23 protein-coding genes are annotated in these 25,325 nt (G+C 73.8%); 16 read left to right on the top strand and 7 right to left on the bottom strand.

Annotated elements, in window-relative coordinates; translation table 11 throughout:
• The first annotated feature begins 107 nt into the window (after positions 1-107).
• The 7 genes from ald to J7W19_RS06675 all read left to right on the top strand — a co-directional run bounded on the left by ald (position 108) and on the right by J7W19_RS06675 (position 7,317).
• Positions 108-1,223, top strand: coding sequence for an alanine dehydrogenase (ald, locus tag J7W19_RS06705; protein ID WP_004954062.1), 1,116 nt, complete (start codon positions 108-110; stop codon positions 1,221-1,223).
• Positions 1,224-1,565: 342 nt separating this feature from the next.
• A complete protein-coding gene (locus J7W19_RS06700) occupies positions 1,566-2,690 on the top strand; it encodes a ParA family protein (protein ID WP_078588259.1) in 1,125 nt (374 codons plus the stop codon).
• On the top strand, positions 2,675-3,247 hold the full coding sequence (locus J7W19_RS06695; RefSeq protein ID WP_201768265.1) for a hypothetical protein: 573 nt from the start codon (positions 2,675-2,677) through the stop codon (positions 3,245-3,247). The genes J7W19_RS06700 and J7W19_RS06695 overlap by 16 nt, the downstream gene beginning before the upstream one ends.
• A gap of 604 nt (positions 3,248-3,851) precedes the next feature.
• Positions 3,852-4,577 (top strand): segregation and condensation protein A, encoded by a 726-nt coding sequence (locus tag J7W19_RS33765; protein ID WP_411848828.1) that lies wholly within the window; start codon positions 3,852-3,854, stop codon positions 4,575-4,577.
• Positions 4,574-5,221, top strand: a complete 648-nt coding sequence (gene scpB, locus J7W19_RS06685; RefSeq protein ID WP_004949275.1) for an SMC-Scp complex subunit ScpB — start codon at positions 4,574-4,576, stop codon at positions 5,219-5,221. The genes J7W19_RS33765 and scpB overlap by 4 nt, the downstream gene beginning before the upstream one ends.
• Positions 5,221-6,426 carry a pseudouridine synthase gene (locus J7W19_RS06680; RefSeq protein ID WP_004949274.1) on the top strand — a complete coding sequence of 402 codons (1,206 nt, stop codon included), beginning with the start codon at positions 5,221-5,223 and terminating at the stop codon, positions 6,424-6,426. Before scpB ends, J7W19_RS06680 begins: the two co-directional genes overlap by 1 nt.
• A 90-nt stretch (positions 6,427-6,516) precedes the next feature.
• Positions 6,517-7,317, top strand: coding sequence for a nucleotidyltransferase domain-containing protein (locus J7W19_RS06675; RefSeq protein WP_004949272.1), 801 nt, complete (start codon positions 6,517-6,519; stop codon positions 7,315-7,317).
• A 183-nt stretch (positions 7,318-7,500) separates the two neighbouring features.
• Here J7W19_RS06675 and J7W19_RS06670 read toward each other — a convergent pair whose 3' ends face one another.
• Together J7W19_RS06670 and J7W19_RS06665 are read right to left on the bottom strand one after the other, a co-directional pair.
• On the bottom strand, positions 7,501-8,193 hold the full coding sequence (locus J7W19_RS06670; protein WP_004949270.1) for a nucleotidyltransferase domain-containing protein: 693 nt from the start codon (positions 8,191-8,193) through the stop codon (positions 7,501-7,503).
• Between the two features lie 53 nt (positions 8,194-8,246).
• Complete coding sequence (locus J7W19_RS06665; RefSeq protein ID WP_004949267.1) at positions 8,247-8,609, bottom strand: DUF952 domain-containing protein; 363 nt, start codon at positions 8,607-8,609, stop codon at positions 8,247-8,249.
• A 251-nt stretch (positions 8,610-8,860) separates the two neighbouring features.
• Here J7W19_RS06665 and J7W19_RS06660 point away from each other — a divergent pair, with 251 nt between their 5' ends.
• The 4 genes from J7W19_RS06660 to der all read left to right on the top strand — a co-directional run bounded on the left by J7W19_RS06660 (position 8,861) and on the right by der (position 12,964).
• Positions 8,861-9,943, top strand: coding sequence for a prephenate dehydrogenase (locus J7W19_RS06660; protein ID WP_004949266.1), 1,083 nt, complete (start codon positions 8,861-8,863; stop codon positions 9,941-9,943).
• 129 nt (positions 9,944-10,072) lie between these two features.
• Positions 10,073-10,801, top strand: a complete 729-nt coding sequence (gene cmk / locus J7W19_RS06655; RefSeq protein WP_040891126.1) for a (d)CMP kinase — start codon at positions 10,073-10,075, stop codon at positions 10,799-10,801.
• Between the two features lie 50 nt (positions 10,802-10,851).
• Complete coding sequence (locus tag J7W19_RS06650; RefSeq protein WP_078588137.1) at positions 10,852-11,439, top strand: lysophospholipid acyltransferase family protein; 588 nt, start codon at positions 10,852-10,854, stop codon at positions 11,437-11,439.
• 64 nt (positions 11,440-11,503) lie between these two features.
• Complete coding sequence (der, locus tag J7W19_RS06645; RefSeq protein ID WP_004949260.1) at positions 11,504-12,964, top strand: ribosome biogenesis GTPase Der; 1,461 nt, start codon at positions 11,504-11,506, stop codon at positions 12,962-12,964.
• 180 nt (positions 12,965-13,144) lie between these two features.
• Here the strand turns inward: der and J7W19_RS06640 are convergent, their stop codons facing one another.
• The gene (locus J7W19_RS06640) at positions 13,145-13,483 is read right to left on the bottom strand and encodes a hypothetical protein (protein WP_063825810.1); all 339 of its coding nucleotides are present in this window, start codon (positions 13,481-13,483) and stop codon (positions 13,145-13,147) included.
• A gap of 220 nt (positions 13,484-13,703) precedes the next feature.
• Positions 13,704-14,516 (bottom strand): hypothetical protein, encoded by an 813-nt coding sequence (locus J7W19_RS06635; protein ID WP_004949257.1) that lies wholly within the window; start codon positions 14,514-14,516, stop codon positions 13,704-13,706.
• A gap of 270 nt (positions 14,517-14,786) precedes the next feature.
• On the opposite strand from J7W19_RS06635, the gene J7W19_RS06630 reads away from it, so the two are divergent.
• Positions 14,787-16,037 carry a glycosyltransferase family 4 protein gene (locus J7W19_RS06630; RefSeq protein WP_004949255.1) on the top strand — a complete coding sequence of 417 codons (1,251 nt, stop codon included), beginning with the start codon at positions 14,787-14,789 and terminating at the stop codon, positions 16,035-16,037.
• A complete protein-coding gene (locus tag J7W19_RS06625) occupies positions 16,034-16,954 on the top strand; it encodes a hypothetical protein (RefSeq protein ID WP_004949253.1) in 921 nt (306 codons plus the stop codon). The genes J7W19_RS06630 and J7W19_RS06625 overlap by 4 nt, the downstream gene beginning before the upstream one ends.
• Positions 16,955-16,975: 21 nt before the next feature.
• Here the strand turns inward: J7W19_RS06625 and ctaD are convergent, their stop codons facing one another.
• Entirely contained in the window at positions 16,976-18,652 is a 1,677-nt protein-coding gene (ctaD, locus tag J7W19_RS06620; protein ID WP_004949251.1) for an aa3-type cytochrome oxidase subunit I, read from the bottom strand.
• A 492-nt stretch (positions 18,653-19,144) separates the two neighbouring features.
• On the opposite strand from ctaD, the gene J7W19_RS06615 reads away from it, so the two are divergent.
• Positions 19,145-19,360, top strand: a complete 216-nt coding sequence (locus J7W19_RS06615; protein WP_004949250.1) for an I78 family peptidase inhibitor — start codon at positions 19,145-19,147, stop codon at positions 19,358-19,360.
• Positions 19,361-19,433: 73 nt separating this feature from the next.
• Here J7W19_RS06615 and J7W19_RS06610 read toward each other — a convergent pair whose 3' ends face one another.
• Positions 19,434-20,435, bottom strand: coding sequence for a phosphatase PAP2 family protein (locus J7W19_RS06610; RefSeq protein WP_004949249.1), 1,002 nt, complete (start codon positions 20,433-20,435; stop codon positions 19,434-19,436).
• A gap of 325 nt (positions 20,436-20,760) precedes the next feature.
• Positions 20,761-22,041 carry a glycosyltransferase family 39 protein gene (locus tag J7W19_RS06605; protein ID WP_004949247.1) on the bottom strand — a complete coding sequence of 427 codons (1,281 nt, stop codon included), beginning with the start codon at positions 22,039-22,041 and terminating at the stop codon, positions 20,761-20,763.
• Positions 22,042-22,199: 158 nt separating this feature from the next.
• Here J7W19_RS06605 and J7W19_RS06600 point away from each other — a divergent pair, with 158 nt between their 5' ends.
• Positions 22,200-23,786: an MFS transporter gene (locus tag J7W19_RS06600; RefSeq protein ID WP_004949245.1), complete on the top strand. Its 1,587-nt coding sequence runs from the start codon at positions 22,200-22,202 to the stop codon at positions 23,784-23,786.
• 159 nt (positions 23,787-23,945) lie between these two features.
• On the top strand, positions 23,946-25,223 hold the full coding sequence (locus J7W19_RS06595) for an acyl-CoA dehydrogenase family protein (RefSeq protein ID WP_004949243.1): 1,278 nt from the start codon (positions 23,946-23,948) through the stop codon (positions 25,221-25,223).
• Positions 25,224-25,325: the final 102 nt, after the last annotated feature.

Here is a 25,325-nt window from a genome sequence, read left to right as displayed (position 1 = left end):
ACATCCTTCATTAGACTGGTTGCGCCGCGATCGACGCGGTCTGCTCTGGTATGCCGTGGCATTTCCGGATTAGCCTGAAAACCCCTGATTCAAGGACCGTGATCGACGTGAAGGTCGGTATCCCCCGCGAGGTCAAGAACAACGAGTTCCGCGTGGCCATCACCCCCGCCGGTGTGCACGAGCTGGTGCGCAACGGCCACCAGGTCTTCGTGGAGAAGGGGGCCGGTCTGGGCTCCTCCATCACGGACGCCGAGTACACCGGCGCCGGCGCGGCCATCCTGGACTCCGCCGACGAGGTCTGGGCCACCGCCGACCTGCTCCTGAAGGTCAAGGAGCCGATCGCCGAGGAGTACCACCGCCTCCGCAAGGGCCAGACCCTCTTCACCTACCTGCACCTGGCCGCCTCCCGTGAGTGCACGGACGCGCTGCTGGAGTCGGGCACCACGGCCATCGCCTACGAGACCGTCGAGCTCGCCAACCGCGCCCTGCCGCTGCTCGCCCCGATGTCCGAGGTCGCGGGCCGGCTGGCCCCGCAGGTCGGCGCCTACCACCTGATGCGCTCGGCCGGCGGCCGCGGCGTGCTGCCGGGCGGTGTCCCGGGCACGGCGGCCGGCAAGGCCGTCGTCATCGGCGGTGGCGTCTCCGGCTGGAACGCCGCGCAGATCGCCGTCGGCATGGGCTTCCACGTGACCCTGCTCGACAAGGACATCAACAAGCTGCGCGAGGCGGACAAGGTCTTCGGCACCAAGGTGCAGACGATCGTCTCCAACGCCTACGAGCTGGAGAAGGCCGTCGTCGAGGCCGACCTCGTCATCGGCGCGGTCCTGATCCCGGGCGCCAAGGCCCCGAAGCTGGTCACCAACGAGCTCGTCGCCAAGATGAAGCCCGGAAGTGTACTTGTCGACATTGCGATCGACCAGGGCGGCTGCTTCGAGGACTCGAAGCCGACCACCCACGCGGAGCCGACCTTCACCGTCCACGACTCCGTCTTCTACTGCGTCGCCAACATGCCGGGCGCGGTGCCGAACACCTCCACCTACGCGCTGACCAACGCCACGCTGCCCTACATCGTGGAGCTGGCCAACCGCGGCTGGCAGGAGGCGCTGAGCCGGGACGCCGCGCTCGCCAAGGGCCTCAACGTCCATGAGGGACAGGTCGTTTACGGCCCGGTCGCCGAGGCGCACGGCCTTGCGCACGTCGAACTGAGCGCGCTGCTCGGCTGAGGCGTCAAACCGCCCCTGAGGGGAATCACCACCGGCAGGGCCTTGTCCGCAAGGCCCTGCCGGCCGTGTTTGGTGCCGGATTCGGACCGGTTTTCCCGAGGTGACCGCCGTTCGGAAAACTTGCGGGTGATACCCCGAACACCCTTGACAGAAGGGTGTTCGATTGCCGACACATCGTGCCGTCTCCGGCGGATTGTGTTGCTGCGGACCGCCGACACGCCATAGAGTCGCAGACCGTCGGCATGGTGCCACGCTGACCTATCTAGATGTTTCCTGGTCACCAAGGAGGTAGGACGACTTGTGAATGAGTCGACATTTGCTCCCGGGGGTGGTCACCCAGGAATGCCTGCGCAGGGCCGGAGTCCCGTGGGGCTCCACGCTGTCGGCTCCGTCGCTGTCCAGACCTTCGCAGCACAGCAGGACATCCAGAGCATGACGACAGCCCACCCGAGCATGGACGGTCTACACGTGAACGCCATGGCCGGCGACCGCGGCGGTGATCCCGCCCGTCTCGCCGACTACGAGGAAGTGCCCGACGGGCACTTCTACGACCCCGACGCGGAGTACGAGCCCGACCCGGAGTACGCGGCCACCCTGGCCCCCGACGCGGCCCGCCAGCGCCGCGAGCGCATCGGCCCCACCGGCCGCCCGCTGCCGTACTTCCCCATCCCGGGCCCGCTGACCGACCACGGTCCGGCGAAGATCATCGCGATGTGCAACCAGAAGGGCGGGGTCGGCAAGACCACCTCGACCATCAACCTGGGCGCCGCGCTCGCCGAGTACGGCCGCCGGGTGCTGCTCGTCGACTTCGACCCGCAGGGCGCGCTCTCCGTCGGACTGGGCGTCAACCCGATGGAGCTCGATCTGACGGTCTACAACCTGCTGATGGAGCGCGGGATGTCGGCCGACGAGGTGCTGCTGAAGACCGCGGTGCCCAACATGGACCTGCTCCCCAGCAACATCGACCTGTCCGCCGCCGAGGTCCAGCTCGTCAGCGAGGTCGCCCGGGAGTCCACGCTCCAGCGCGCGCTCAAGCCGCTGATGGCCGACTACGACTACATCGTGATCGACTGTCAGCCGTCGCTGGGCCTGCTGACGGTGAACGCCCTGACGGCCGCTCACAAGGTCATCGTCCCGCTGGAGTGCGAGTTCTTCGCGCTGCGCGGGGTCGCCCTGCTCACCGAGACCATCGAGAAGGTGCAGGAGCGGCTCAACCCCGAGCTGGAGCTCGACGGGATCCTCGCGACGATGTACGACTCGCGGACCGTGCACAGCCGCGAGGTGCTCGCGCGGGTGGTCGAGGCGTTCGACGACCACGTCTACCACACGGTCATCGGCCGGACCGTGCGCTTCCCGGAGACCACCGTCGCCGGCGAGCCCATCACCACGTACGCGTCCAACTCCGTGGGCGCCGCCGCCTACCGCCAGCTCGCCAGGGAGGTGCTCGCCCGGTGTCACGCCGAGTGAGTCTGCCCGGCGCCGACGAGCTGTTCCGCACCACCGGAGGGGTGGGGCTCCAGTCCTCGGCCCCCCGCAGACAGGCCAAGACGCCCGCCGACGGCGCTTCCGCCCCCGCCCCCGCCCCCGCCGCCGCGCGGGTGCCCGGGCCGGCCGCCGCGGAGCCCGACACCGCGTCCGCTCCCTCGCCCGCCTCCGAAGGGACCGCCGACCAGGACGCCGCCGAGCGCCGGCCGGCCGCGGACGGGCGCGAGCGCCCGGTGCAGCGGGGTGCCGCCGCCGCTGCCGGCGCCTCCCGGGCCGCCGAGCCGGTCGCGCCCCGGCGCCGCGGGCGGGCCGCCAACCGCCGCCCCAGCGGGCGGGAGCGCCACGACGAGAAGATCACCGTCTACGTCTCCGCCGAGGAACTGATGGACCTCGAGCACGCGCGGCTGGTGCTGCGCGGCGAGCACGGGCTCGCGGTGGACCGCGGCCGGATCGTGCGCGAGGCCGTCGCCGTCGTCCTCGCCGACCTCGAGGCGCGTGGCGACGCGAGCATCCTCGTGCGGCGCCTGCGCGGTCGCTGACCGCCTTCGCCGCTAACCTGCCACGGGCGGGCCCCCGCCCGCGCCGCACCGGCCCCGACGGGCCGCGCCGGATCATCTCGCTCCCCTGGACCACTCCCGCATGCCCACCCCCGTGCCGCCGCCCCCTCCTCCGTCTGCCCGCCGCCCTCTGGGGCGGGGGCCGGGCGCGCGGCCCGCTCCGGCGGAGGCGGAAGGTTTCACCGCGGCGGAGGCCGCGGCTGGCGGCCCGGCCGCCGCCGCGCCCCTCGGGGCGCCTACGGCGCCCGAGGAGGAGCTCTCCCCAACCCCGCCCCTTCCCGTTTCCGGGGGGCAAGCCCCCCGACCCCCCGAGCGGCTCCGCCGCGAGGGGGGTGCTGCCGCTGGCGCGGGTGCTGCCGCTGGCGCGGGTGCTGCCGCTGGCGCGGGTGCTGCCGCTGGCGCGGGTGCTGCCGCCGGCGGAGGGGCCGGGGGGACGGGGGCGGAGCCCGCGGTTTCGGGGGAGGGCGGGGGTGGGGAAGAACCCACCCCCGACAGCAGCCGCTTCACGCTGCACCTCGACAACTTCGAAGGCCCCTTCGACCTCCTCCTCCAGCTCATCGCCAAGCACAAGCTCGACGTCACCGAAGTGGCCCTCTCCCAGGTCACCGACGAGTTCATGGCCCACCTCCGTGCCATGGGCCCGGACTTCGACCTCGATCAGACGACCGAGTTCCTCGTCGTCGCGTCCACGCTGCTGGACCTCAAGGCGGCCCGGCTGCTGCCCGCCGCCGAGGTGGAGGACGAGGCCGATCTCGCCCTCCTGGAAGCACGGGACCTGCTCTTCGCCCGGTTGCTGCAGTACCGCGCGTACAAGAGGATCGCGGCGATCCTTGAGGAGCGGATGGCCACCGAGGGCCGCCGTCACCCGCGTACCGTCGGCCTGGAGCCGCGGTTCGCGGAGCTGCTGCCGGAGGTCGTGCTCGGGATCGGGCCGGAGCGGTTCGCCGCGCTCGCGGTGAAGGCGATGCAGCCGAAACCGGCGCCGCAGGTGTACGTGGACCACATCCACGCGCCGCTGGTGAGCGTCCGCGAGCAGGCGGGGGTCGTCATCGCCCGGCTGCGGGAGGCGGGCGAGGTCACCTTCGGGGAGCTGGCCGCCGACGCGGCCGACAGCCTCACCGTCGTCGCCCGCTTCCTCGCCCTCCTGGAGCTCTACCGGGAGCGGGCGGTCGCCCTGGACCAGGAGGAGGCGCTGGGGACGCTGACCGTCCGCTGGACGGGAGCGGAGGGCGGCACGCCTGTGGTCACGGACGAGTTCGACAGGGAACCCGAGGAACCCGAGGAACCCAAGAAAACGGAGGCGGCGGAGTGAGCGCTGGCAGCGGTACGGAGGACGAGACCGGGACGGTGGGCGCGCTTCCGCTCGGGCCCGCCCTCGAAGCCGTCCTCATGGTCGTCGACGAGCCCGTCACCGAGGAGCACCTCGCCCGGATCCTGGAACGCCCGCGCCGCGACATCGGCGCCGCGCTGCGCGCGCTGGCCGACGAGTACACCGCGCAGGGCCGCGGCTTCGAGCTGCGGGAGGTCGGCGGCGGGTGGCGGTTCTTCAGCCGGCCCGCCTACGCGGACGCGGTCGAGGCGTTCGTCCTGGACGGGCAGCAGGCCCGGCTGACGCAGGCCGCGTTGGAGACCCTGGCCGTCGTCGCGTACCGTCAGCCGGTCAGCCGTTCGCGGGTCTCCGCGGTGCGCGGGGTGAACTGCGACGGCGTCATGCGCACCCTCCTCCAGCGCGGTCTCGTGGAGGAGACGGGGACGGAACCCGAAACAGGTGCGATCCTGTACAGGACGACGAACTATTTCCTGGAGCGGATGGGCCTGCGCGGTCTGGACGAGCTTCCCGAGCTCGCACCGTTCCTCCCGGAGGCGGACGCGGTCGAGGGCGACTCCCAGGAGGGGGTCCCGTCGTTCGATCCGGACGCCCCGGACACCGAAGCGGACGACAAGACGGAACTTTGATGCGAAGCAGCGGCAGGAACAGCGGAAGCGGCAACCGGGACAACCGGGGCGGCGGCCGGAGCGGTGGCGGCCGGAGCGGCGGTTCCCCCCGCCCGTCCTCCGGCGGCGGGCGTGCGGGCGGCGGCCGCTCCGGCGGCGGGCGCTACGACGCCGGCCGCTCCGAGGGCGGGCGCTACGACGGCCCCCGCTCCGACGGCCGGCGTGACGACCGGCAGGAGCAGCGTCCGCGCCGTCCGCGCCCCGAGGAGCGCCGTTACGACGTCGGCCCCGAGGGCGAGCGCAGCGGAGGCCGCGGTCCGTCCTCCGGCCGGGGCCCCTCGGCCCGCGGCGGCGCCAAGGGCGGCCCGCGCCGGAGCCCGTCGGCCGGCGCCGACCGGCGCACCGCCCCGGCGCGCCCGCGCGAGCTCGACGCCAAGATCGAGGAGCGCAACCGGGAGCGGCACAACAAGCCGCAGGTCAAGCTGCCCAAGACGTTCGGCGAGCAGGAGGGCGAGCGGCTGCAGAAGGTGCTGGCCCGGGCCGGCATGGGCTCCCGCCGCGCCTGCGAGGAGCTGATCGAGCAGGCCCGCGTCGAGGTCAACGGGCGGATCGTCACCGAGCAGGGGCTGCGCGTCGACCCCGAGAAGGACGAGATCAAGGTGGACGGCCTGACCGTCGCCACCCAGTCGTACCTGTTCTTCGCGCTCAACAAGCCGGCCGGCGTCGTCTCCACCATGGAGGACCCGGACGGCCGCCAGTGCCTCGGCGACTACGTCACCAACCGCGAGACCCGGCTGTTCCACGTCGGCCGCCTCGACACGGAGACCGAGGGCATCATCCTGCTCACCAACCACGGCGAGCTGGCCCACCGCCTCACCCACCCCCGCTACGGCGTCCAGAAGACCTACCTGGCCGCCATCACCGGGCCGCTGCCGCGCGACATCGGCAAGCGGCTCAAGAGCGGCATCGAGCTGGAGGACGGCTGGGCACGCGCCGACGACTTCCGGGTCATCCAGCAGACCGGCAAGAACTACCTGGTCGAGGTCACCCTCCACGAGGGCCGCAAGCACATCGTGCGCCGGATGCTCGCCGAGGCCGGCTTCCCGGTCGAGAAGCTCGTCCGCACCTCGTTCGGGCCGATCGCCCTGGGCGACCAGAAGTCCGGCTGGCTGCGGCGGCTCACCAACACCGAGGTGGGCATGCTGATGCGCGAGGTCGAGCTCTAGGCCCGTCCCCGGCCCCGATACGACGGCCCCGGTACGACGGCCCCGGCACCCGCCGGACCGCCGTACCGGGGCCGCTGCCATCCTGGGCCGATGCGTGACTCCGACACGGCCGTGCTGCGCGCCGCCGGCCTTCCGACAGCCGACCTCTCACCCGTCCTGGCCGAGCCCGGCCACCCGCTGGTCTTCGCCACGGTCTCCGGCGCCCACCTCTACGGCTTCCCGTCCCGCGACTCCGACGTCGACCTGCGCGGCGTCCACCTGCTGCCCGTCGCCGACCTCATAGGGCTGCGCGAGGGCGAGGAGACCGTCACGCGCATGGGCGTCCGGGACGGCGTCGAGATGGACCTCGTCACCCACGACCTGCGCAAGTTCGCCCGGCTGCTGCTCCGCCGCAACGGCTATGTGCTGGAGCAGCTGCTGTCGCCCCTGGTCGTCCGCACCTCCGCCGTCCACGCCGAGCTGACGGCCCTCGCGCCCGCCGTGCTCACCAGCCACCACGCCCACCACTACCGGGGCTTCGCCGGCACGCAGTGGCGGTTCTTCGAGCGGACGGGCGAGCTGAAGCCGCTGCTCTACACCTTCCGGGTGCTGCTCACCGGCATCCATCTGATGCGCGCCGGCGAGGTCGTGGCCCACCTGCCGACCCTCCTCGGCCTGGTGCCGGACGCCCCGGGCTACCTGCCCGACCTCGTCGCGGCGAAGGCGGAGGCCGAGCACGGCGCGACCGGCGGCCTGGTGGACGCCGCGCGGCTCGCGGCGGACGTCGAGGCGCTGCACGCCGGGCTGGACGCGGCGCAGGCCGCGTCCCGGCTGCCGGAGACCGTGGCCCCGGCGGCGTACGACGCGCTGCACGACCTCGTCGTACGGGCGCGGGGCGGGGTCGTCGGCTAGCGGGCCGCCGGGCGGGGGCGGGACGGGCCGGGGTGGCCCGGGCCCGCGAAAGCGACGCTTCCGGTCGGGTACGGGTGACGTCGGCCGGCCGGGACCGACCCGGGGCGGTCGCCCCGGCTCGCGGCGGGACCGGGCCGTGGCGCGGCCCCCGCCTGCGTCGCTCCCGGCCCGTCGTCCGGGCCCTCAGCCCGTCGCCGCCGCCGACGCCCGGCGCACCCGGATCAGGAAGTCCTCGACCCGCGCCCGGTCCGGCTCGGCCGGCAGCGCGGTGCGGGCCGCGGCCGCCTCCAGCTCGTCCCGCAGGCCGTTCAGCCGGCGTTCCGCCTCCGGCCAGGGCAGCTCGCCCCGCCGGACGGCCAGCAGTTCCCCGCGCCGGTCGCCGACGGCGAGGGTGAGGACGCCGGTGCGCAGCAGGTCGCGGGCGCTCTCCAGGATGCGCATCAGGTGCATGACCTGCTTCCAGTTCGGGGTGCCGGTCCGCGCCACGGCGGCGTCGGACTTCGCCCGCTGGGCGTCCGCGTAGCCCGTGAACGTCCGGTGCGCCAGCCGGGACAGGAACGCCCCGCGCAGCGCGAGCAGTTCGCGGCCCCGCTCGTCGGTGTGCTCGACGAGCGGGGAGTGCAGGCATTCGAGGACGGTGGGGTTGGCCCGCAGGGCCAGTTCGCAGAAGCGTTCCAGCTCCCAGGAGAACTGTTCCGGTGCGGGTCCCTCGACGTGCGTCGGCGGCTTGTCGAAGCCCCAGAACAGCGCGGTGGGCGCCACGTACACCCCGCGCCGGTCGGTGTCGCTCGCCTCCGTGTCCAGCCCGAAGGCGCGCGAGCCCATGACGCAGGAGTAGATCGTGTGGTCGGTCACCAGCGCGTGCATGATCCGCATTGTGGCCGCCGGCGGCACGGCGCGTCACACGGGTTTCGCCGGCGTTCCGCGCCTCACGACCACACGGCCAGTTCCACCGCCCGCCCGTCCTCGTCCCGCCGGATCTCCATCATCCCCTCGACCGCGTCCCGGTTGATGCGCCCGTAGACGTGCGGGAACAGCGTCCCCGGCGCGGTGCCGGGCGGCGGTGCCGGGTCGGCCGCCTCCCAGCGGACCAGGACGCCCAGCTTGTGCTCGTCGATCAGCAGCGCCATCAGCGGCCCCTTGACGTCCCGGTAGAACGCGGAGGCCACGGCGAGCGTCGTCTCCTCGTCGGGGGAGCAGTGCACGAAGCCCTCCTCGTCGAGGGAGGCGGGGGCGAAGGGGCGGTCGGGGACGGCGAGCCAGTCGTCCAGGGGCACCACGTGAAAGATCATGCCCCCCTTCTACCCGAAGGGGCCGCCGCAGTCCCGGCGGCCCGCCCCGCGCGGGCCCGCGTCCGGCGGGACGGAAGCGGCCCCGCGCCCGGCCCGGCCCGGGACGTCCTAGGCTGGGCCCGCGGGGGCTCTCCGGGACGCCGCCGGGGCCGCGCCCCGGAGGACCGGCCCTCCCGCGCCCGTCGTGACCGCCCGTCCCGCGACCGGCCCGTGCCCCGGGCCCCGCCGCGGCCCTGCGCAAGGACCCGCCCGTGAGAACCGCTCTCGTCATCGGCACCGGACTGATCGGCACCTCCGCCGCGCTCGCCCTGGCGGGCCGCGGGGTCCAGGTGCACCTCAGCGACCACGACCCCGACCGGGCCCGGATGGCCGCCGCCCGGGGCGCCGGCACCGAGGCGGAGCCGGAGGGCCGCTGCGACCTCGTCGTCGTCGCCGTGCCGCCCGCGCACATCGCCGCCACCCTCGCGGACGCGATCGGGGCCGGCCGGGGCCGCGCCTACCTCGACGTCGCCAGCGTCAAGGGCGGCCCGCGCCGGGAGCTGGAGGCGCTCGGCTGCGACCTCTCCGGCTACCTGGGCACCCACCCCATGGCCGGCCGGGAGCGTTCGGGCCCGATGGCCGCCTCCGCCGACCTGTTCGAGGGCCGCCCCTGGGTGCTGACCCCCACCCGGGGGACCGACACCGAGGTCCTCAACATCGCGCTCGAACTGGTCTCCCACTGCCGGGCCGTCCCCGTCGTGATGGACGCCGACGCCCACGACCGGGCCGTCGCCCTCGTCTCGCACACCCCGCAGCTCGTCTCCAGCATGGTCGCCGCCCGGCTGGCGGAGGCCGACGAGACGGCCGTCCGGCTGTGCGGCCAGGGCATCCGGGACGTGACCCGGATCGCTGCCTCCGACCCCCGCATGTGGCTGGAGATCCTCGCCGCCAACCCGGGCCCGGTCGCGGACGTCCTCGCGGCGGTCGCCGCCGACCTGGAGGGGACGGTACGGGCCCTGCGCGCCCTGGACGCGGCGGACGGCGCCGCGGACGAGGCGGCGGCGGGCCTGGAGGACGTGCTGCGCCGCGGCAACACCGGCCGGGCCCGCGTCCCCGGCAAGCACGGCTCGGCCCCGGCGACGTACGAGACGGTGACCGTCCTCATCGGCGACCAGCCGGGCGAGCTGGCCCGGATCTTCGCCGACGCGGGCCGGGCCGGCGTCAACATCGAGGACGTCCGCATCGAGCACGCCACCGGGCGGCAGAGCGGCCTGATCCAGCTGATGGTCGAGCCGAAGGCCGCCGACGGTCTCGCGGACACCCTCCGGGAGCGCGGCTGGTCGCTCCGCCAGTAACCGGCGGGGGCCGGCGGGCGGGGGCCGGGGAGCGCGGCTGTACGGGCCGGTCCGGCGAGCCAGTAACCTTGGGTGAGCCCCCAACGGGCCCAGCCAGGCAGCGACGACCCGCCGCCGTGCACGAGGAAGGTGTCAGACACCGTGGAAACCGCCGCCCGGACCGCACCGGCAGCAGTCATCGTCGCCATCGACGGCCCCTCCGGCACGGGCAAGTCCAGCACTTCGAAGGCCGTCGCCGCCAAGCTCGGCCTCCGCTACCTGGACACCGGCGCCCAGTACCGGGCGATCACCTGGTGGATGCTGAGCAACGGCGTCGACGTGAACGACGCCGCGGCCGTGGCCGCCGCCGCGGGCAAGCCCGACCTCGTCTCCGGCACCGACCCGTCCGCGCCGACCATCACGGTCGACGGCCTGGACGCCGCCCAGCCCATCCGCACCCAGGAGGTCACCGCGGCGGTCAGCGCCGTCAGCGCGGTGCCCGAGGTGCGGACGCGGCTCACCGAGCTCCAGCGGTCCATGGCCGCCGAGGCGCCGCTCGGCATCGTCGTCGAGGGCCGGGACATCGGCACCACCGTGCTCCCCGACGCCGACCTCAAGATCTTCCTCACCGCCTCGCCGGAGGCCCGCGCCGCCCGCCGCGCCGGTGAGCTCAAGGGCAAGGACGCCGCCGACCTCGCCACCACCCAGGCCGCCCTGATCAAGCGGGACGCCGCCGACTCCGGCCGCAAGACCTCCCCGCTCGCCAAGGCCGGGGACGCGGTCGAGGTCGACACCACCGAGCTCACGCTCGACCAGGTGATCGAGTGCGTGGTGACCCTGGTAGAGGAGAAGCGGTCCACGGAGGCGCGTTCCGCGTGACCGCCTCCGCCGCCGGTGCGGCCGTCGGGAGACGGATCGGCATCGGCCTGATGAACGGGCTGTGGAAGCCCCGTGTGCTGGGCGCCTGGCGGGTGCCCGCCGCGGGGCCGGTCATCATGGCCGTCAACCACTCCCACAACCTCGACGGCCCGATGCTGATGGGGACCGCCCCCCGGCCGGTGCACTTCCTGATCAAGAAGGAAGCGTTCGTCGGTCCGCTGGACCCCTTCCTGCGCGGCATCGGCCAGCTGAAGGTCGACCGCTCCGGCGCCGACCGGGCCGCGATCACCGGCGCGCTGGACGTCCTGGCGGCCGGCGGAGTGCTCGGGATCTTCCCCGAGGGCACCCGCGGCGAAGGCGACTTCGCCTCGCTGCGGGCCGGCCTGGCGTACTTCGCGGTGCGCTCCGGGGCGCCCGTCGTCCCGGTCGCCGTCCTCGGCAGCGCCGAGCGGAAGAGCCGCCTCGTCCCGGGGCTGCCGCCGCTGCGCACCCGCGTCGACGTGGTCTTCGGCGACGCCTTCCAGGCCGGCGACGGCAGCGGGCGGCGCACGCGCACGGCGCTGGACGAGGCGACCGTACGCATCCAGCGGCGGCTGAGCGCGCACCTGGCGGACGCCAAGCGCTTCACCGGCCGCTGACCCACACTGAGTAGCGGACCCCCCAAGGGCCGCCGACGACGAAGAAGAACGAGGAACGGACTCCATGAACGACCAGATCCACACCGGCGACGAGCACGGTGAGCTTGGCGACGCCGAGTACGCGGAGTTCATGGAGCTCGCCGCTCAGGAGGGCTTCGAGGCCGACGAGATCGAGAGCGAGCTGGCCGCCGCCGGCCACGGCCCGCTGCCCGTCCTCGCCGTCGTCGGCCGCCCCAACGTCGGCAAGTCGACGCTGGTGAACCGCATCATCGGCCGCCGCGAGGCCGTCGTCGAGGACCGCCCGGGCGTCACCCGCGACCGCGTCACCTACGAGGCCGAGTGGGCGGGCCGCCGCTTCAAGGTCGTCGACACCGGCGGCTGGGAGCAGGACGTCCTCGGCATCGACGCGTCCGTCGCCGCCCAGGCCGAGTTCGCCATCGAGGCCGCCGACGCGGTCGTCTTCGTCGTCGACTCCTCCGTCGGCGCCACCGACACCGACGAGGCCGTCGTCAAGCTGCTCCGCCGGGCCGGCAAGCCCGTCGTGCTCTGCGCCAACAAGGTCGACGGCCCGTCCGGCGAGGCCGACGCCACCGCTCTGTGGTCGCTGGGCCTCGGCGAGCCGCACCCCGTCTCGGCGCTGCACGGCCGCGGCACCGGCGACATGCTCGACGCCGTGCTGGAGGCGCTGCCCGAGGCCCCGGCGCAGACCTTCGGCACCGCCGTCGGCGGCCCCCGCCGGATCGCCCTCGTCGGCCGCCCGAACGTCGGCAAGTCGTCCCTCCTGAACCGGGTCGCCGGCGAGGAGCGGGTGGTCGTCAACGAGCTGGCCGGCACCACCCGCGACCCGGTCGACGAGCTCGTCGAGCTGGGCGGCAAGACCTGGAAGTTCGTGGACACCGCCGGTATCCGCCGCCGCGTCCACCTCCAGGAGGGCGCCGACTACTACGCCTCGCTGCGCACCGCCGCCGCCGTGGAGAAGGCCGAGCTGGCCGTCGTCCTCATCGACGCGAGCGAGTCGATCAGCGTCCAGGACCAGCGGATCGTCACCATGGCGGTCGAGGCCGGGCGTGCGCTGGTGCTCGCGATCAACAAGTGGGACACCCTCGACGAGGAGCGCCGCTTCTACCTGGAGCGGGAGATCGAGACGGAGCTGGGCCAGATCGGCTGGGCGCCGCGGGTGAACGTCTCCGCGAAGACCGGCCGGCACATGGAGAAGCTGGTCCCGGCCATGGAGACCGCCCTCGCCGGCTGGGAGACCCGGGTGCCCACCGGGCGCCTCAACGCCTTCCTCGGCGAGCTCGTCGCGGCCCACCCGCACCCGATCCGCGGTGGCAAGCAGCCCCGCATCCTCTTCGGCACCCAGGCGGGCACCCGCCCGCCGCGGTTCGTCCTCTTCGCCTCCGGCTTCCTGGAGGCGGGCTACCGCCGCTTCGTCGAGCGGCGGCTCCGGGAGGAGTTCGGCTTCGAGGGGACGCCGATCCACATCTCGGTGCGGGTGCGGGAGAAGCGCGGCCGGAAGAAGTAGCAGACGGCGGCTGGGCGAGGGGGTGTCCGGCCGGGGGTCCGGGGGTTGCTCCCGGGAGAAGGCGGCCGGTGCGGGAGAAGCGGAGCCGCGAGAAGTGGGCGGCCGCGCGGCTCGGGAGCGAGCTGCGGGCCGTCGCCCCGCCCGCTCCTGAGGACGGGGGCCCGTTGCCCGACGGGGCGCTCAGTATCCCCGTCGGCGCCCGTCCTGGTTGCCCGGCGGGAGGGCCTGGAGGCCGGTGCGGCCCCGGCCCTGGGCGGGGTAGCCGCCGTCCCAGCCATCCGTCCAGCCGGACTGGCCGGGGTAGGGGGAGTGCCCGGTGAGCCGGCCGTAGTAGCCCTGGCCGGTGCCGCCGCCGTACGGCTGCGGCTGGGGTCCGAAGCCCTTGAACGCCAGCTCCTCCTCGCCCGCCCGGTCGCCGGGGAGCGTCCGGAAGGCCCGGCGGTACTCGGAGCAGAGGGCGTCGTAGATCGGGGTCACCGACTCCGTACGGCCGCGATCGGCTTCGCGGGGTGGGCGCATGCCGGGGATGTAGTTCTGGTACGAGGTCCGGGAAGCGGGTTCGTAAGAGTACACATCCCTGCCAACGACCCCGGGCCGCTTCGGATGCGGGGCGGACCGCGCCGGGTTACGCGGGAACCGGGGGTGCGCCGGGTGCACGGCGGGGCGCACGCCACCGGTCATGTGCCCGCCGTTCGTGCGACCACCGACCCCGCGCGACCACCGCCGGTACGTACGACCGTCAGGTGCCCGCGAGCGGCATCGCCGCGCCGACCAGCCGCCCCGAGGCCGCCGCGCGGTCCATCGCCTCGCGGAGCAGGTCCTCGCGCGGCTGCTGGCCGATCGTGCCGACGGGTGCCGCGTACACCAGGACCCGCCCGGACTTGTTGACCGCCGACCGCCACTCCTCGGCCACCTGCATCGGCTGGTGCGCCTGCCACCAGGCGACCGGCTGCCCTCCGTTGGCGTTCGGCTGGAGGACCGCGTGCAGCTTGCCCATGACCAGCAGCACCGACCAGCCGGAGATGGGGTCGGGCAGCTGGTCGATGGCGGTGACCGGGGCGAAGCCCTGCTCGTTGAGGAGCTCCAGGAAGACGTCCACCGGGCCGGTGGTGCCCGGCCGGGCGATCGGCACCAGCGGCTCCACGACGAGCGCCGGCTGCACCTCGCCGTTGATCAGCAGCAGTCCGCTGGTGACGCCCAGCTCGGCCTGGAGCGGCAGGCCGTCCACGGTCTGCTCGCCGCCCTGCTGCCCCGGCTGCCCCTGCTGTCCGGCGTCGCCGCCGGTGATGGACCGTACGGCGCCCTGGAGCTGCTCCTCGGAGACCGGCACCACTTGCGAGGGGATGCAGGAGGCGTGCGCGAAGGCCAGGACGGCCGTCTCCTCCCCGACGAAGAGCACCGTGCTGGTGCGCTCCCGCTCGCTGTCGCCGGGCGTGCGGCAGGAGGTGCAGTCGTACGTGCCCGGGGCGTTGTCGCCCCCGAGCAGTCGGTCCGCTTCTTCGTCGCCGATCTCGGCGCGTACTTCGTCGCTGACGTCGAGCATGCGAGGCACGGGGGGCTCCTCGGACTTCCGGTGCGGTTGCGCGCGCGCCGGGCGGTTCCCGGCGCGTCACGAAGACAACGGACGACGCGCGGCCGGGGTCACGCCCTGTGCGGGGGCGCTTCACGGCATCGGGGACGGTGGCCGAAAACACCCGGTCCCGTCATGGAATGCTCATCTTTCCGAGATCGAGTTGATGATCGGGGCCAACCTCCTGATCGTCAGTACGGTCTAATCTTCAGGAGGCGGGCCATCAGGCGCGCACACCGGCTGCGGGGACGAATGCACATCTCATTCCTGATTCACAATGCCTACGGCATCGGCGGCACGATCCGCACCACGTTCAACCTGGCGGGGACGCTCGCCGAGCACCACGACGTGGAGATCGTCTCGGTGTTCCGCCACCGGGACGAGCCCGTCTTCACGCCGTCCGGCAGCGTGCGGCTGCGCCACCTCGTGGATCTGCGGAAGGACAGCCCCGGGTACGAGGGGAACGATCCGGAGTACGAGCGTCCGGCGACCGTCTTCCCGTCCACCGAGGGCCGCTACAAGCAGTACAGCGCCCTCACCGACCGGCGCATCGCCGACCACCTGCGCTCGCTGGACTGCGACGTCGTGGTGGGCACCCGCCCGGGCCTGAACGTGCACATCGCCCAGCAGGCCCGGCGCGGCATCGCCCGGGTCGGCCAGGAGCACCTGACCCTGAGCACCCACTCGGCGCCGCTGAAGCTGACGCTGCGCACCCACTACCCGCGGCTGGACGCGGTCACCACGGTCACCGAGGCGGACGCGGCGACCTACCGCAAGCTGATGCGGCTCCCCGGCGTACGGGTCGAGGCCGTGCCCAACAGCATCCCCGCCCCCGTCGTCGCCCCCGCCGACTCCACGGGCAAGTGGGTCGTCGCGGCCGGCCGGCTGGCCCCCGCCAAGCGGTACGACGTGCTGATCAAGGCTTTCGGCAAGGTCGTCGCCGAGCGTCCCGACTGGCGGCTGCGGATCTACGGCGGCGGCGCCGAGAAGGCCAAGCTGCGCGCCCTGATCGACAAGCTCGGCCTCTACAACCACGTCTTCCTCATGGGCCCCGCCAACCCCCTGGACCCGGAGTGGGTCAAGGGCTCCATCGGTGCCGTCACCTCCAGCCTGGAGTCCTTCGGGATGACCATCGTCGAGGCGATGCGCTGTGGCCTGCCCGTGGTCTCCACGGACTGTCCGCACGGCCCCGGCGAGATCATCGACAACGGTGTCGACGGCCTGCTGGTGCCGGTCGGCAAGACGGACGCCATCGCCGCCGGGCTGCTGAAGCTCATCAACGACGACGAACTGCGCCGCCGGATGGGCCGGGCCGCCCTGGAGAACTCGGCCCGCTTCGACCCCGCCGAGATCGCCGGCCGCTACGAGCGCCTCTTCGCCGAGCTCACCGGCCGCGGCGCGCTGCGCGGCTCCCTGCACCGGACCCGCGGCGCCCTGCTCAGCGGGGCCCTGCGGACCAAGGACGCCGTCCGCCCCGCGCTGCGCCGGGTGCGTGCCGCATGACACCCGTCCCGACCCCCGCCGGGCCCGCGAACGCGGGCTCGCCCGTCCCCGAGGAGTTCACCATCGTGTCTGCCGCGCCGCGCGCCGACTGCATCGCGGATTCCGCGGGCGGACTCACCTTCGACCTCGACGCCCCCGAGGGGGCCGACGCCTCCGGCCACTGGTCGGCGGCGCTGGTGCTGCTCCGCCGGGGCGGCGACGCCGTCGAGAACGCCGACGATGAGGTCCGCCTGCCGCTCACCCCCAACGGCGACGGCCGGCTGCGCGCCGTGCTGCCGAGCACCGTGCCGCTGCCCGAGGGCCGCTGGGACGCGTACGTGGACGCGGGCGAGGCGGACCCCCGGCGGCTGCTGCCCGGCCTCGCCGACCTGCGCTCGCTGGTCGACCGCCGGCCGGGCCCGAGCACCTCGCCGCTGGCCGTGCGCATCCCCTACGCGACGAAGCACGGCAACCTCTCGCTGCGCAGCTGGCAGCGCGCCCCGCACGCGGAGGCGGGCGACCTCGGGCTGGACGCCAAGGGCGTCACCGTCCACGGCACCCTGCACCGCGTCGAGGACCCCGCGGAGTGGCTGGCCGGGGCGGTGGCCGAGGCCCGCTGCCGCCGGGATCCGGAACTGGTGTGCGCCGTGCCGCTGGAGACGGAGGGCCACGGATTCTCGTTCACCATCGCCCACCAGGAGCTGTGCGAGCGCTGGGAGGGCGGCCCCGACGCCTGGGACCTGTGGCTGCGGCGCACCGACGGGTCCGGGGAGGCCCGGGTCGCCCGGCTGCTGGACGACGTCGCGGAGAAGAAGCAGATCTTCGTCTACCCGGCCCAGCCGGTCGACGCCCCCTACGCGCCTGCCCAGGCGGGCCCGTACTACACGGCCGACAACGACCTCGCGATCCGCGTCGACGAGCGGCCGCCGGTCTCCTGAACCCGTGCCCGGCCGGTTCCGTCAGCCGGCCGGGTCCCGCGCCACCTGCGGCTCCTTCCGGGCGGCCGTCTCCGGGTGGTGCAGGTCGAACGCCGGGGACTCGGAGCGGATCCGGGGCAGCGTGACGAAGTTGTGGCGGGGCGGCGGGCAGGAGGTCGCCCACTCCAGCGAACGGCCATAGCCCCAGGGGTCCTCCACCTCGACCCGCCGGCCGTACCGTGCCGTTTTCCAGAGGTTGTAGAGGAACGGCAGCGTCGACAGGCCGAGCAGGAACGAGCCGATGGTGGAGACGGTGTTGAGCACGGTCCAGCCGTCCGCCGCCAGGTAGTCGGAGTAGCGGCGCGGCATTCCCTCGGCGCCCAGCCAGTGCTGGACCAGGAAGGTGCCGTGGAAGCCGGTGAAGAGGGTCCAGAAGTGGACCTTCGCCAGCCGTTCGTCGAGCATCTTGCCGGTGAACTTCGGCCACCAGAAGTAGAAGCCGGCGAACATCGCGAACACCACCGTGCCGAACACCACGTAGTGGAAGTGCGCCACGACGAAGTAGGTGTCGGTGACGTGGAAGTCCAGCGGCGGCGAGGCGAGGATGACGCCGGTGAGGCCGCCGAAGAGGAAGCTGACCAGGAAGCCCACCGACCACAGCATCGGTGACTCGAAGGACAGCGAGCCCTGCCACATCGTGCCGATCCAGTTGAAGAACTTCACCCCCGTCGGCACCGCGATCAGGAACGACAGCAGGGAGAAGAAGGGCAGCAGCACCGCGCCGGTGGCGAACATGTGGTGCGCCCAGACCACCACCGACAGGGCCGTGATCGCCATGGTGGCGCCGATCAGCATGGTGTAGCCGAAGATCGGCTTCCGGGAGAAGACCGGGATGATCTCGGTGATGATGCCGAAGAACGGCAGGGCGATGATGTAGACCTCGGGGTGGCCGAAGAACCAGAAGAGGTGCTGCCACAGCAGCGAGCCGCCGTCGGCCGCGTCGAAGACCACCGCGCCGAACCGCCGGTCGGCCTCCAGGCAGAGCAGCGCGGCGGCCAGCACCGGGAAGGCCAGCAGGATCAGGATCGAGGTGAACAGCACGTTCCAGGTGAAGACCGGCATCCGGAACATGGTCATCCCGGGGGCGCGCATGCAGATGACCGTCGTCAGGAAGTTCACCGCGCCGAGGATCGTGCCGAAGCCGGAGAGGGCGAGTCCCATGATCCACAGGTCGGCGCCGACGCCGGGGGAGTGCTCGCCGCCGCTCAGCGGCGCGTAGGCGGTCCAGCCGAAGGAGGCGCCGCCCTCGGGCGTCAGCAGACTGCTCACCACGATCAGGCCGCCGAAGAGGTAGAGCCAGTAGGCGAGCATGTTGAGCCGGGGGAAGGCCACGTCCGGCGAGCCGATCTGGAGCGGCATGATCGCGTTGGCGAAGCCGGCGAAGGCCGGGGTGGCGAACAGCAGCAGCATGATCGTGCCATGGGCGGTGAACGCCTCGTTGTACTGCTCGTTGCTGAGGATCTGGAGGCCGGGGCGGGCCAGTTCGGCGCGCATCACCAGGGCCAGCAGGCCGGCGGCGAGGAAGAAGCCGAACGAGGTGATGAGGTAGAGACTGCCGATCTTTTTGTGATCGGTGGTGGTCAGCCAGTCGACCACGGTCGCTCCGGGCCGCCGCTCCCGTGCCGGGACGGCGGCTTCCCGTGCGGTGTCGCTCTCCATCCGTGCCCCCTCGCTCTCGGCGCGTGCCCGGCCGCTCCGGTCCGTACGGCTCGTACCCCGTCCCCCTCCTGCCCCGGGGCACCGTCATGATGCTCGCGGGGACGGGGGCCGCGCGAGGGTGCCTCGGAGGCCGGGGGAGAGGGGTGGGGCCGACCGGAATTTAATATTCCGCAGAATTCGGCGGAACGCGGCGGCGCCGGTGGCGTTGCGTCCACAAGACGGCGGGAATTCCCTTACCGGGGGTAGGGGTGTGGGTTTCCCGGAGGAATGCGGAAGTCGTGGTGCGGGAGCGGTGAATTCCGGGACCGTTTCCCGTGGGCGTCCTCCGGCGGTGTCCCGGGGACCGGGAAAGAACCCGCGGGAGTGATGGGGGACGCGCTAAACGCGGTCCCGGATTTCTGTGACAGAAGTGTGACCCGTGGGGCCCGGGCGGCGGCCGGTACCGGCCGCCGCCCGGTGTTCGCGAGCCGTGGGCGGGCTACGGTGGGCCGCATGGTGCCGCTGCCGAACCTCCCCCAGGACCCCGACGACGACCCCGACGCCTACGCCGGCCTCGACGCCGAACGGGCCGCGGCCCGCGCGCGGGAGCGGGGCTGGACGACCGTCCGCACGCTGCCGCCCGGCGCGGTGATCACGCTGGAGTACGTGGTGGGCCGGCTCAACCTCGAAGTGGCGGACGGGACCGTGCTGCGCGGCTGGAAGGGCTGAGCGGCCCCCTGGGTACGTGGAAGGGCCGCCCGGAGTTCCGGGGCGGCCCTTCGTGTGCGTACGCGGCTTCCGCTCAGCCGACGGTCCGGCCGCGGCCGGTGGCCGGCAGCGGCGGGGTGCGCGGCGTCCGGTCGGCGTGCGGGGGACGGCGGCTGCCCGCCGGGGTGACCGGCGTCCGCTCCGAGCGGGTGGTGTGCGGCCGGGCCGCGGCGCGCGGCCGGGGCTCCGCCGCGCGTCCGGCGCGCCCGGCGCCCGCCGGTTCGCGGACCGGGAGGGTGTCGTCGACGGGCGGGCGGGGCGCCCACAGTCCGACCGGCGTCGCCGCGGCGGCCGGGGCGAGGGCCGCGCCGTGCTCGCGCAGCCGCGCCCAGGTGGCCAGCAGCCAGGTCTCGGCGCGCTCCATCAGCGGCTCGAACCAGGGCAGGGCCAGCAGGACCAGCAGTCCGGCGGTCCAGCCGAGCGTCACGTCGCTCATCCAGTGCGTACCGAGGTAGACCGTGGTCATGCCGACGCCGAGCGCCAGCAGGGCGGCGCAGACGGAGGCGATCCTGCGGGCCCGCGGCGTGGTGGCCAGGTAGGCGAGGACGCCCCAGGTGACCACCGCGTTGGCGGTGTGGCCGGAGGGGAATATGTCGCCGCCGGCGAACATCTCGTTCGAGCCGATGGCGGTGGCGTAGTGCGGTCCGAGCCGCCCCATCCCTATCTTCGCGGCGCCGACGGTCGCGTTGAGCAGCAGCAGCGACGTGCCCAGCACCAGCAGCGGGCGCAGCGTCCCGCGGCGGTGGCAGCACCAGCCCAGCCAGGCGGCCACGGCGACGGCGGTCGGGCCGCGCTGGCCCAGGACCACGAAGTAGTCGAGGAAGGTGTGGATCTCGGGCCACTGCTTGTACGGCCGGAAGAGCATGACCTGCCAGTCGAAACGCACCGGCCAGGACGTGGTGAGCACACCGACCACGATCGCCGCGTAGACCACGGAGGTCGCCACGAAGATGCCCAGGCGGGTTCTGGTCATCCGCGGGCGCGGGGGCTCGGTCGGGCGCTCCTCCGCGGGGACGAGCTCGTCGTTGGTACGCACTCAATCGACGTTACATTGCGTGATGGGAGGCTCCGGCCGATCTCGCCGCTTTGTGATGACGATGTGATGTGGAATGCGTCTCAAACACGACTTTCGGCACGTTTGATACGGCGGATCCGGAACCGCTTGCCGAGAAATAAGAAACACCTAAAGAAGGCCCCTCCGAGAGGTCGCCGGGAGGGCGGGACATCCTTTAATTAAGTGTGTGCGGATGTTTATCGGCGCGTGGTGGGAGTTCCGTGCCTGCTTTTCCGGAGGGTCCGCCCGTCCGGTCGGATGATCCGTACGGGGTGGTGGCCGGACCCGTAAATGATCATGGAAATGATCAGGGCGGTCCCGAGCCGTTCAGCCAGAACGCTCCGTAGCAGGCCGCCGCCAGCGCCAGCGCTCCCGCCGTCGCCGCCGCCCGTGCCGTCCGCAGCCGGGCCAGGGCCGTCGCGAGCGGCAGCAGCAGCGGGAAGGCCGGCAGCATCAGCCGCGGCTTGGAGCCGAAGTAGCCCTTCGCGGTCAGCGCCAGCAGCAGCACCGTCCCCGAGTAGACCAGCAGCGGCAGCGGCTGCCCCCGCCGCGCCCCGGCCACATACAGCCACACCACCAGCACCACGCCCACCAGCAGTCCGAGCCCGGCCGGCCAGGCCGCGCCGGCGAACCGGCCCGCGATGAAGGAACCGAACGCCACACCGCCGTCGAAGCCGTTGCCCCAGCCGCCCTGGACGTCCAGGTAGCCGACCGGGTCGCCGGTCCGCACGCCGACCCAGACGACGTACCCGAGCCAGCCCAGCGGGGCGAGCGCCACCCCGAGCAGCATCCGCCGCGGCCCGGGGCGGTCCGGGGACTCCGGATGCCGGTCCCGCCGGGGCTCGGGAACGTCCGGAGGCCCCGGGCGCCGGTCCCGCCGCAGCAGCGCGACCGCCGCCGTCACCCACACGGCCGCCACCACCGCCGCGCCCACCGGCCGGGTCAGCCCGGCCAGCGCCGCGCACACCCCGGCCGCCGGCCAGCGGCCGGTCAGCACCGCGTACAGGCTCCACGCGGCCAGCGCCGTGAACAGGGACTCCGAGTACGCCATCGACTGCACCACCCCCACCGGCAGCACCGCCCACAGCACCACCAGCGCGACCCCGGCCCGGCGGCCGTGCAGCCGCTCGCCGATCGCGAAGATCCCCGCGGCGGCGGCCAGCGAGGCGACCGCGCTCACCAGCAGCCCCGCGTCCGCCGCCGACAGCGGCAGCACCGCCGACAGAGCCCGCTCCAGCCACGGCAGCAGCGGGAAGAACGCCAGGTCGGAGTGGACCTTCCCGCCGGCCAGGGCCAGCGTGTAGCCGTAGCCGTCCTCCGCTATCCGGGAGTACCAGACCGCGTCCCAGCGCCCCGAGAGCAGATGGTGCGCGTCCTTGCCCGTCGCCGTCCCCCACAGCGCGAGGACCGCCACCCCCAGCACCCGGACCGCCGCGTACGCCCACAGGGCCGGCGCCGCCCGCCGGAGCGCGCCGGCGACGGCCGGGCCGGGGCCGGCCGCCGGTGCGGGCCGTACGGAGGGCGCGGTGCGTATGCCGGAGGGGGCGGAAGGGGGAGCGGGTTCGGTCACCGGCCAATTGTCCAGCATCCGGGACGGTGACCGACCGCGCCGCCGGGCCGGTGCTGCCGCCGGTGACCTGCCGGGACTCGCGTACGCTGTCGTCTCACTCGTCCCCCGGCACCGCGGCCCACCGTCCCCCCTCGGGTCCGCGCACGACCGCCGGGGCCCGATACGGAGGTGGGTGAATGTCCGGAACGGCGACGGCCCGCCCCCGGTGGACCGCCGGTGTTCCCCGGCAGCGGCAGCGCACCGGAGGGCCCGGCCCCGGGGCCGGTACCAACCGCTGGGCCGTGCTCGTCGTCCTCTGCGCCAGCCTGCTGCTGGTCGCCGTGGACGCCACCGTGCTGCACGTCGCCGTCCCGGCCGTCTCGGAGGACCTGCGCCCCGGACCGATCCAGCTGCTCTGGATCGTCGACGTCTATCCGCTCGTCTGCGCCTCGCTGCTGATCCTCTTCGGCACGCTCGGCGACCGGGTCGGCCGGCGGCGGGTGCTGCTGCTCGGCTACGGCCTGTTCGGCTGTGCCTCGCTGCTGGCCGCGTGCGCCGGACGGCCGGAGGTGCTGATCGCCGCCCGGGCGCTGCTCGGCGTCGGCGGTGCGATGATCATGCCGGCGACGCTGTCCATCCTGCGGCAGGTCTTCCCCGACCGGCGGGAGCGGGCGCTGGCCATCGGCGTCTGGACCGGGGTGGCCGCCGTCGGCGCGGCCGTCGGTCCGCTGCTGGGCGGGTTCCTGCTCGAACACTTCTGGTGGGGCTCGGTCTTCCTCATCAACCTGCCGCTGATGGCGGTCAGCCTCCCGGTCGGCCGTCGGCTGCTGCCCGAGTCGACGGGCGACGGGGACGGGCCGTGGGACGTGCTCGGCGCGCTGATGGCCGCGTTCGGGCTGTTCGGCGTGGTCCTCGGGGTGAAGCGGATCGGCGGCGCCGAGCCGCTGTCCCTGCTCACCCTGGTGCCCGCCGCCGTCGGCGTGGCGCTGCTGGTCCTCTTCGTCCGGCGGCAGCGGCGGCGCGAGCACCCCCTGGTGGACCTGGACCTGTTCGCCCGGCCCGCCTTCGGGATGTCGGTGGGCTGCATCGTGCTGGCCATGCTGGCGCTGGTCGGTCTGGAGCTGGTCGCCGCCCAGTACCTCCAGCTCGTCCTCGGCCTCACCCCGCTGGAGACCGGGCTGCGGCTGCTGCCGCTGACCCTCGCCGCGATGGCCGCCGGCCTGGCCGGCTCCCGGGTGCTGCACCGCTTCGGGCCGCGCGCCATGGTGGCCGGCGGCTTCCTGCTCACGGCGGCCGCGGTCCTCGCCCTCACCGCGATGGGCCGCGAGGACCGGCCTGCCTTCCTCGTCTGCTGCTTCGTCGTCCTCGGCCTGGGCCTGGAGACCACGCTGTTCGGGGCGTACGAGTCGATGCTCGGCGAGGCCCCGGCCGGCGCGGCCGGCGGCGCGGCGGCGATCGGCGAGACCTCGTACCAGCTCGGCGCGGGCATGGGCATCGCCCTGCTCGGCAGTGTCATGAACGCGGTCTACGCGCCTGGAGTGACCGGCGTCCCCGGCGTGCCCAGCGCGGCGGGCGCCGCGGCGGGCCACTCCCTCGGCGAGGCGTACCGGGTCGCCGACCGGCTCGGCGGCCCCCCGGGCGCCGCCCTGCGGACGGCGGCGCGGGACGCGTACGTGCGCGGACTGCACATGACGCTCGGCGTCAGCGCGGTGATCCTGCTGGCGGGCGCGGCGGCGGCACTCCGCCTGCCGCGGACCGCGGAGGGGGAGCAGGGCGGGGGGTAGGTGGGGGTCGGGGGGACGGCGCTGGGTGGACGACGGCGGGCCCGGGCGCCGGGTCCGGGCGGTAGTCCGGCGAGGTCACAGGGGTTCGCTCTGGACGGGGCGGTTACCGGCCCGTAGCGTCGGAGCGAGCCGCAGGACCGCACCCAGGTGGAGGGGGCCATGCCCGCCATGCCCGACCAGCCCGTCGAGGCCGACCAGGCCGCCGGGGCCGACCGGCCCGTGACGCCCGCCGGGCCCGTGAAGCCCGTCAAGCCGGCGAAGCCCGCCGCGTTCGACCCGTACGACCCGCTCGGCATCGACGACCTGCTGACCGACGAGGACCGCGCCGTCCGCGCCACCATGCGGCAGTGGGCGGCCGACCGCGTCCTGCCGCACATCGCCGAGTGGTACGAGCGCGGCGAACTGCCCGGCATCCGGGAGCTCGCCCGCGAGCTGGGCTCGCTGGGCGCGCTCGGGATGTCGCTCACCGGCTACGGCTGCGCCGGCGCGAGCGCCGTGCAGTACGGGCTGGCCTGCCTGGAGCTGGAGGCGGCCGACTCCGGCGTGCGCTCCCTGGTCTCCGTGCAGGGCTCGCTGGCGATGTACGCCATCCACCGCTTCGGCTCCGAGGAGCAGAAACGCCGCTGGCTGCCGCCGATGGCCGCCGGGGAGACGATCGGCTGCTTCGCGCTCACCGAGCCCGACCACGGTTCCGACCCCGCCGGCATGCGCACCCATGCCAAGCGCGAGGCCGGCGGCGACTGGGTGCTCACCGGCCGCAAGATGTGGATCACCAACGGCTCGGTGGCCGGCGTCGCCGTCGTCTGGGCGCGGACCGACGAGGGCATCCGGGGCTTCGTCGTCCCCACCGACCGCCCCGGCTTCTCGGCCCCCGAGATCAAGCACAAGTGGTCGCTGCGCGCCTCGGTCACCAGCGAGCTCGTCCTGGACGGGGTGCGGCTGCCCGCCGACGCCGTCCTCCCGGAGGCCGTCGGCCTGCGCGGGCCGCTGAGCTGTCTGAGCCACGCCCGGTACGGCATCGTCTGGGGCGCGATGGGCGCGGCGCGCGCGAGCTTCGAGGCGGCGCTGGACTACGCGCGGACCCGGGAGCAGTTCGGCCGGCCGATCGGCGGCTTCCAGCTCACCCAGGCCAAGCTGGCCGACATGGCGGTGGAGCTGCACAAGGGCGTCCTGCTCGCCCATCACCTGGGGCTGCGGATGGACGCGGGGCGGCTGCGGCCGGAGCAGGTGAGCTTCGGGAAGCTGAACAACGTGCGGGAGGCGATCGAGATCTGCCGTACCGCCCGGACGATCCTCGGGGCCAACGGGATCTCGCTGGAGTACCCGGTGATGCGGCACGCGACGAACCTGGAGTCGGTGCTCACCTACGAGGGGACGGTGGAGATGCACCAGCTGGTGCTGGGGAAGGCGTTGACGGGGATCGACGCGTTCCGGTGAGGGTGGCGCCGGGGGCTTCCGGGCCCCGGGCTCGTCCTCAGGCGCCGGAGGTGTGCCGGTCCGACGCGTGAGGACACGCGGCCCGCGCGCCGCGTCGACCGG

It is taken from the genome of Streptomyces mobaraensis NBRC 13819 = DSM 40847, assembly GCF_017916255.1.
GTDB classification, from domain to species: Bacteria; Actinomycetota; Actinomycetes; order Streptomycetales; family Streptomycetaceae; genus Streptomyces; species Streptomyces mobaraensis.
The sequence above is the reverse complement of the archived record's forward strand: the minus strand, read 5'-3'. Positions and strand labels throughout refer to the sequence as shown.